The 8045-nt window shown below is 72.6% G+C and carries 4 protein-coding genes; all 4 read right to left on the bottom strand.

The window, feature by feature from the left end; translation table 11 throughout:
• The coding region (locus GXP76_RS32240) for a BTAD domain-containing putative transcriptional regulator (protein WP_242575162.1) at nt 1-2921 on the bottom strand (2921 nt) is incomplete at its 3' end.
• 216 nt (nt 2922-3137) lie between these two features.
• A complete protein-coding gene (locus GXP76_RS32235) occupies nt 3138-3545 on the bottom strand; it encodes a hypothetical protein (RefSeq protein ID WP_242575161.1) in 408 nt (135 codons plus the stop codon).
• Between the two features lie 276 nt (nt 3546-3821).
• The gene (locus GXP76_RS32230; RefSeq protein ID WP_242575160.1) at nt 3822-5567 is read right to left on the bottom strand and encodes a lysyl oxidase family protein; all 1746 of its coding nucleotides are present in this window, start codon (nt 5565-5567) and stop codon (nt 3822-3824) included.
• A gap of 234 nt (nt 5568-5801) precedes the next feature.
• A partial coding sequence (locus tag GXP76_RS32225) for a polysaccharide lyase family 8 super-sandwich domain-containing protein (RefSeq protein ID WP_242575159.1) occupies nt 5802-8045 on the bottom strand: 2244 nt, incomplete at its 5' end.

The raw sequence follows: 8045 nt of genomic DNA, 5'->3' as shown, positions 1-8045 counted from the left end.
GACCCGAGCTCCACCATCCCGAGGGCGTGCAGCAGCGACCCCAGCACCGGAAGGTCCGTGGGCGGGCCGGACGGAGCGGCGAGCAAGGTCCGCAGCCCCTCCCGCAGCCGTTCGACCGGCCGTACGACCAGTTCGAGGCGGTCCGCGTGCGCGTGCGCCGTCACCGCCGCCGACAGGATGTGCAGCGCCCACGGGTCGAGCCAGAGGTCGTCGCCGTCCGCCGCGCCGGCCCCGGGCATCCGCTCCAGCGCGCCGCGCCACAGGCCGAGCCCCACCTCCGTCAGCCCCCGGGCGAGGGCGATCTCCGCGCGCCCGCCGAGGCCGGTCCGGTAGATGGCGTCCTCCTCCGGGACGTTGTCGCTCTCCGCCTGCCGCAGCCAGTACTCGGCCTCGTCGGGGTCGTCGCGCTGCAGGCACGCGAGGACGAGGCTGGTGCGGATGAAGAGGTAGTCGTGTCCGTCGCCGAGGCGCGGCACCACGTCGAGCGCCGCCCTGAGATGCTCGTACGCCTCCTCGCCGCGCCCCGTCCGCAAGCACAGCTCGCTCAGCCGGGAGTGGCCCATGAGCCGCATGGACGGATTGTCGACCGGGGCCAGTTCGGCGAGTATCCGGTGGGCCGAGACGAGCGCGCGGTCGATGTCGTGCTCGAACTCCCAGACGTAGGTGGCTATGCACTCGGCGACGCCCGCGACCAGCGGCTGCTCGCTCTCGCAGAGCCCCCGCAGCACGGTGTAATCGGGAGGCAGCATCTCGGGGATCGCGCCGAGCACCGCGGCGGTGGCGCGCATCAGCGTGTCCGGCGGGGCCGCGGGCAGCCGCCGCAGGACGACGAGCTGGCGTACGGCGACCGGGCCGTGGCCCATGAACAGGCCCGCCGTGCACAACGTCGCCGCGGAGCGCGCGACTTCGACGTAACGGGGCTCGGGGTAGTAGTGCGACAGCGGCGGGCCGGTCTCCGCGGCGAGGCCGGCGAGGCGGTGGAAGCTGGAGTCGGTGGACCACAGAGCGGCGAGGACGGCGGTGAGGGCGGCGACGGTGGGGCCGTCCGTACGGGCCAGGGCGTGCCGCAGGGCCAGTACGAGGTTGTCCTGCTCCGCCCTGATCCGCTCGCCGGCCGCGAGCGGTTCCGAGTCGAAGAACCAGTCGTGGTACGTGACCCCGAACTCCCGTGCCCAGGCGAGGAACCGGTCCAGGGCCTCCTCGTCCTCGCCCGCCTCCGCACGCCGGGCGGCGCTGAACTCCCGTACGGTCTCCAGCATTCGGAACCGCACACCGGACGGGGTGTCGGCGACGGTGAGCAGCGACTGGTCGGCCAGTTGCTCCAGGAGAAGCAGCGCGTCCTCGCCCAGGACCCGCTCCGCCGCCTCACCGGAGAACCCGCCGGGAAAGACGGACAGCAGGCGCAGCGCCGCCGCGGCTTCCTCCGCGAGGAGGTTCCAGCTCCACTCCACGACGGCGTACAGCGTGCGGTGGCGCTCCGGCACGTCACGCGCCCCGCCGCGCAGCAGCGCGAACCGGTCGCCGAGGCGGCGGGCGATCTCCCGCACCGAGAGCACCCGCACCCGCGCCGCGGCCAGCTCCACGGCGAGCGGCAGCCCGTCGAGGTGGCGGCAGAGACCGGCCACCGTGTCCGGCGGCAGCTCCACCCCGGGCCGGGCGGCCCGCGCCCGCTGCGTGAACAGCTCGACGGAGGTGGCGAGCCCCAGCTCCGGCAGCGCGTACACCGCCTCCGACGTGAGACCGAGGGGCGCCCGGCTGGTGGCCAGCACCCGCAGGTCCTTCGAGGACGAGACCAGGGCCCGTACGAGGTCGGAGGCGCCCTGGACGACCTGCTCGCAGTTGTCCAGGACCAGCAGCGCGGGACCGGTGCCGAGCACGCCGAGGATGCCGGACACCAGCGCGGCCGGGCCGCCGCCGCCCCCGGCGCCGGGCCGCCCCTCGCCCGTACCGAGCGCGGAGGCCACCTCGGCGGCGACGTCCGCGTCCGCGGTGACGCCGGCGAGCGGCACGAAATACACCACCCGCTGCTCGGCCCGGCGGCTGACGGCGTGTGCGATCCGGGTCTTGCCGAGGCCGCCGGGGCCGACGACGGTGACGGCGCGTGAGGTGCGCAGCAGCCCCTGGAGGGCCGCGATGTGCTCGTCCCGGCCGAGGAGCGGGTTCGGTTCGTGCGGTACGCCGTGTCTGACCACCGGCGCCTCGCCGACCAGCAACTCCTGCTGTACGGCCTTGAGTCCGGCGCCCGGATCCGTGCCGAGGTCGTCGCGCAGCTCACGGCGGTACGCCTCGTACCGCGCCAGCGCGGCGGACGGGCCGGTCGTCGCCGCGACGCCGCGCAGCAGCTCGGCCAGCACCTCCTCGTCGCGCGGATACTCCGAGGCGGCCGCGCCCAGCGGACCGGCCGCCTCCGCGTGCCGTCCCAGGCGCGCCAGCGCGAGCGCCCGCGCGCGCACGAGGGCCCCGCGCACCGGCTCGCGCTCGGTGCGCAGGACGAAGACGGGGTCGTCGAGGTCGCCGGCCCCGTCGGGCGTGCCCTCCCACAGCGCCAGCCCGGCCTCGGCCGCGGCGAGGGATCCCGCGTAGTCCCCGGCCCTGGCCCGGTCCGAGCACGCGGCGGAGTGCAGCAGCAGGGCGGAGGTGTCGACCTGGTCCTCGGCGAGGGCGAGCCGGTATCCGGTCGGCGTGCTCGCGATGAGCTCGGCGCCCAGCTGCGCCCGCGCCCGGGACACGAGGACCTGTAGCGCCCTGCCCGGCCGCTCGGGCAACTCGTCCGGCTGCCACAGCCCTTCCACCAGCCGCTCGGTGCTGCAGCCCGTACGCAGGTCGCCCGCGAGCAGCGCGAGGAGCCCGCGGAGCCGGGGCGCGGTGACCTCGTGCCCGCGATGGGCGACACGTGGCAGCAGGGTCAGGTCGGTAGTCACCCGTGCAGATTAGCCAAGGCGCCAGCGGCTGGAACCGGCGCTGCCGCCCCCGTCCCACCGCGCCCCCGTCCCACCGCGCTACCTGCCCGCCGAACGCACGGAACCCGTCCGCGAACCTCCGGAATCGAGGTTCGGGAACGGGTTCCGACCGGCGGGCGACCGCCGAGCGTGGGAATCCGACGGCCGACCGGGTCCTGCTGAAGGCCTTGCCGCCCGTCAGGCGGCGTCGAGGGCCCCGGCGATCTTGCGGGCCATCTCCGCCGTGGCGGGGCCGGGCTCGCCGCGATGGGTCCGGGCCGATGCCTCGACGGCGACGGTGACGGTGCCGCGGAAGTTGTCGGCCTCCGCCGGATCCTGCGCCTTGAGCAGGCTCATGGCCGCTGTCAGGGCCGGCAGCACGCGGTCGGCGAGTTCTGCCGTGGACTTGTGGTTCAGGTCCTTGATCTTCGACTTCTCGGCGAGCACGTGCCCGACCGGGCCGGTCGCGGTGGCCAGTGCGATGCTGCCCTCGGTGGCGGCCCGGTGGGGCGACCCGGCGGCACCGGCGGCGCTCATCAGCGTGACGGCGCCGTACGCGGCGGTACGGAGGGTGGCCTTGTCCTGGGCGGTAAGGGTGATCGTCATGGTGATGTGCTCCTCAGCTCTGTCGCGGCCCCCGGTGGGCCCGCGCCGTCTTCCTTCTGGCACAGAGCTTGCGCCCGACCGCTTTCACGGCGGTCACAGCGCGGTTTCAGCGGACGAGGGGGAGTTGAGACACGTCTGACCGCGTTCGAAAACCGGCCTCCGAACGCCGAGCCGGGCGGCGCTGCGCCGTACCGCTCGCCGGGCTCGGGACGGCATCGGCCCCCGGGACGGAGGAAACCCGGGGGCCGATCGGGAGGGACTACCGTGCGAGCGGGGTCAGTTGGAGTCGACCAGGTCGTGCGCCGGCACCTTCACCGTGCGCGCGCCCGGCTTGCCGCCCAGGACGACCTTGCGCAGCGCGCTGTTGTTGTCGAGGTTTGTCTCCTTGAGACGGTTCTCGGGGTTGGCGAGCACCTGGATGTAGTAGGTGCCGTTCGCGAGGTTGGTGATGTCGAAGGACTGGCCCGGCAGGTCCTGCGTGTACGTGTCGCCGGAGCCGACGTCCAGCACCTCACGGACGGAGATCGAGTTCTCCTGGCCGCACGCGGTGGACAGGTCGGTGTTGCCCGGGTGCCAGTTGGCGTTCTTCACCGTGTAGTCGACGGCGTCGGTGTTCGCCAGGCAGAACGCCTCCTTGCCGCTGCGCACCGTCTCCTTCTGGTCCGCCTTCAGCAGCCGGTAGCTGGCGAAGTCGGTGAAGTGCCAGTGCTCGTGGCCCGGTCGCGGGTCCCACTCCATGGTGCCGGTCGGGGTGTAGCCGACCTGCTTGCCGTCCGCGTCGTAGAAGTACTGGTAGGCGTCCATCAGCTCCTTGCCGGGGCTGCGGAAGCCGTCCACGACGAGCTGCGCGGGCCCGGCGTTCCAGACGTTGGCGCTGAAGGCGAGGTAGTCCTTGCCCTTGACGTCCTGGCCGCCGTCGCTGATCTCGATGCCGTAGGCGGGCAGCGAACGCAGGTCGGGCTTCGGCACGTCCGGGACCGACGCCTTGCCCGTCGGGCGCTTGGCGTTGGGCTCCACGGCGGGCGCCTTGCGGGAGCCGTCCGTGCGGCCGGGGCCGTCACCGACGGGGGCCGTCGCGGTCCTCAGCGAGGCCTTCTTCAGCGCCCACGGCAGCGCCGGCGGCGCGGGGATCAGCGGGCCGTGGCCCACGTTGTACGAGGGACCGGCGCCGCTCGTCGGCGCGGCGGGGGCCTCGGAGCGCGCGGCACCGTGGCCGGCGTGCCCGGACATCCCGGCCATGCCCTTCATGTTCGCCATGTCGTGGCCGCTGTGGCCGGACGCCGCGCTCTTGGAGCGCATTCCGACGCCACCGTCCTCGTCCTCCCAACTGCGCTCGCGCACCGTCAGGTTGATGAGCTGCGGCTTGCTGGAGATGCCGAAGAGGTCGCGGTAGCGCTTGGTCACCGACACCTTGGCCTGGTATTTGCCGGCGGCCAGCTCGACCGGCGCGGAGGAGTAGCCCGCGTACGTGTTGGACGCCCAGCCCTTCTCGACGCCCCACACAGAACCGAGGGTGAAGGCGTTCTCCGGGCAGCTCTCCGGGTACTTCGACTTGGCCGACCCGTCGGGGTCGATGCGCCCGGCGGCGTTGTTCGGGCAGTACTTCTCGGTCCTGTTGACCACGACCTTGCGCTTCGAGTCGGTGATGGTGATCTGCGCGAAGCCCGGCAGCCCCGAGAAGTCCTTCACGAGCCCGGCCGGAAGGGCCTTGGTGGTGGTCTTGTCGCCGTCGTGGATGACCTGCTCGGCGACGACCGGGTCCTTGTACGACTTGCGCGTCACCTTGAGTTCGAAGGGAGCGCCCTCGGCCGTGAGGTAGGTGCCGAGGTCGAGGTAGACGCCCGGGTCCTCCTTCCACGAGTCGAGCGTCAGCGACTTCGTCGCGGCGATCAGGCTGAGCTTCGGCGTGGTCTGCGCCGCCTCGCCGTCGGGCGCCGCGGCCACGACACCGGCGGTCACGGCGAGCGCCGCGGTGGCGGCCATCACCGAACGCCGGAGCCGGACGTTGTGCGTTCTGGTCATCGTTCCTCGTTTTCCGAGTGTTCCGAATTCTCCGAATGCCTGCGTGGACGGTGGACGAACAGCCGGCGCGACATACGGTCTCCGGTCGCGGAACTGTCTCCCCTGTAGTGAGAGGCGGGAGAGGGTGCTGTGGGTTGTCTGTGAAGCGGTGCGAGCTGAATCGTTGGCCGAAACTCGCCATCGACCGGCGGATCCGGCCGCGACGCGGGCCCGCCGGTCCCGCCCTCCCCGCCCCTACCGCAGCCGTGCCGTCAGGCTGCGTCCGTGCGTCTGGTGGGTGTCGACGTCGATACGCGTGCCGCCCGGTACCTTCCGCACGCGGACCCCGTCGTCGGACGACACGGCGCGCAGCCAACGGCCGCGCACGGTGACCGAGACCGTGTTCCGCCCCGTCGTCGGGTCGCAGACCGCGACCGAGACCGTGCCGTCGTGCGACGTCCGCAGGAGCACCGACGCGGGGCCGTCGACCGACAGACGGCCGGCGCGGTGCGTGCCGGGCGTGAAGGTGTTGACGGCGAGGAGGGAGAGCCCGCGGTGTTCCACGGCCTGCACGCGGGTGGTGTTGGCGACGACCGACAGTGGCCCGCGCCCAACGCCGTACCGTCCCTCGCCGTGCTCCTGACCGGCCCGGTGGCCCGCGCCGTACGCCTTCAACTGCCGTTCCGTGGCGTTCGGTACGAGCGCGTACGCCATCGACAGCGGTCGCGCGCCCGCCGGTTGGCCGACGGAGAGCGAGAACACCCGCTTGGTGACCCGGGTGTCGGGGTTGGACGTACGGACGACGCGCCGGCTCCGGGTGACGGTGTCGAGCGCGACCGCCGGACGGCTGCCCGCGCCCCCGTCCAGGAACACGTACCCGACCGAGGTGCCCTGCCCGCCGTCGGCGTAACGCAGCCAGTCGACCGGGCCCGGCGCCGTACCGCTCCCGCCACCGTCGCCACCGGCCGGCCACGCCGCTCCGTCGCGCAGCCGTCCCGTCACCGTGACGGGGTCCGACGCCGCGGCGATCCTGCTGTCGAGCGTGGTCGTCACCGCGCGGCCCGCCGCGTCACCGACCCCGGCGGCCAGGACGACGATCTCGTCGTCGAGCATGAACCACGACTTGGTGGCGGTGGCGTTGCGGTGGACGACGAAGTCGTCGGGCAGTTCGCCGGCCTGCTTCGCGGCGTACGCGACGTCGTCGCCCAGCACGAGGCCGACCGCGCCGTACGTGCCGAGGCGGGCGCCCCCGGACAGGGTGTTGGTGCCGCGCGGGAAGTAGACGTACGTGTTCTGCGACTCGGACGACGAGGTGAAGCCGCGCTCCGGGTTGTCGTACCAGGCGGTGCCGTACAGCTCGGGGATCGTCCGGCGGGTCTCCACGGGCGCGGTGACACCGGCCAGGCGGTACGGCGACACGGTGGTGTAGTAGTCGATGCCGAAGGACAGGGTCTGGTCCTGGCCCGCGAGGTACAGGTAGTGCGCGCCGTCGCCCTGGAACCACGGCATCAGGTTCTCGCCGCTCATGTACTCGTACTTGCTGATCCGGTCGGAGCTGCGGGCCAGCGCGAACGCGTAACCGGGGCGCCGGTGCACGGTCTTGTCCATCGCGTTGAACGCGGTGTGGCTCTCGGCGTCCCCGAGGTCCCCGGCCGGTACGGACGCGTCGGCGAGGATGTCGGCGTAGCGCGCGACGCTGACCGGTGAGACGAAGACGGCCGGGTCGAGCGCGGCCCTCGACGTCTGGCGCACGAACTTCACGTACCCCTGGAGGGCGGTGGCGTCGGCGCCGGTGGAGTGTCCCGAGAGGTCGACGACGGCCTCGACGACGACGGCGACGTCCGTGTAGCCGGTCGCCGTGCGCGACACCCCGCGGCCCTTGACGATCTCCATCATCCAGCCCTCGAAGATGAGCGGGGCGAAGCCGTCGGCGACCCAGCCCCGCACCACGGCCACCAGATCGGCGGTGCCGGAGCCGGAGCCGGTGTCCGCGCCCGCGCCGAGGTAATCGGTGCCGTCGAGGATCTTGACGGTCTGCACGGCGCGGGTGAGCAGGACCTTTCCGTACGAGCCGGTGTAGGCGACGGAGTCGTGCTGGATGAAGGAGCCGTCGGCGTAGAAGCCGTCGGTCACGCCGTGCCGGGGCCGGTACGGATCGACCGTCGCGTACACCGTGAGCTGGTCGGCGACCGCCTTGACGACGCGCGCCTCGTCGCCGGTGACCGCGCCCTGGAGGATGCGGTTGGTGGTGATGTCGGCGAGGTTGGCGCCGGTGTGGAAGCGCGAGTCGAGGTCGACGTCGCCGTCCACGCCGTTGCGCAGATAGGCGTCCATCGAGGAGACGTACGTGGCCGTCAGATCCGGCTTGTACGCGGCGAGTTCGTCCTTCAACAGGACGAGGGTCTTGCTCACGCTCGCGGAGATGCCGATCTCCCAGTTGAACCAGTTGCCGTAGTAACCCTTCGACTGGTCGCCGTAGTACGTGTCGTGGAGCAGCAC

The sequence above is a fragment of the Streptomyces sp. NP-1717 genome (assembly GCF_022695985.1).
Classification (GTDB): domain Bacteria; phylum Actinomycetota; class Actinomycetes; order Streptomycetales; family Streptomycetaceae; genus Streptomyces.
This window is presented reverse-complemented; position numbering and strand designations above follow the sequence as displayed.

Coding starts and splice junctions, on each gene's coding strand:
- GXP76_RS32235 (WP_242575161.1), bottom strand. CDS start 3,545: ATGACGATCACCCTTACCGCCCAGGACAAGGCCACCCTCCGTACCGCC.
- GXP76_RS32230 (WP_242575160.1), bottom strand. CDS start 5,567: ATGACCAGAACGCACAACGTCCGGCTCCGGCGTTCGGTGATGGCCGCC.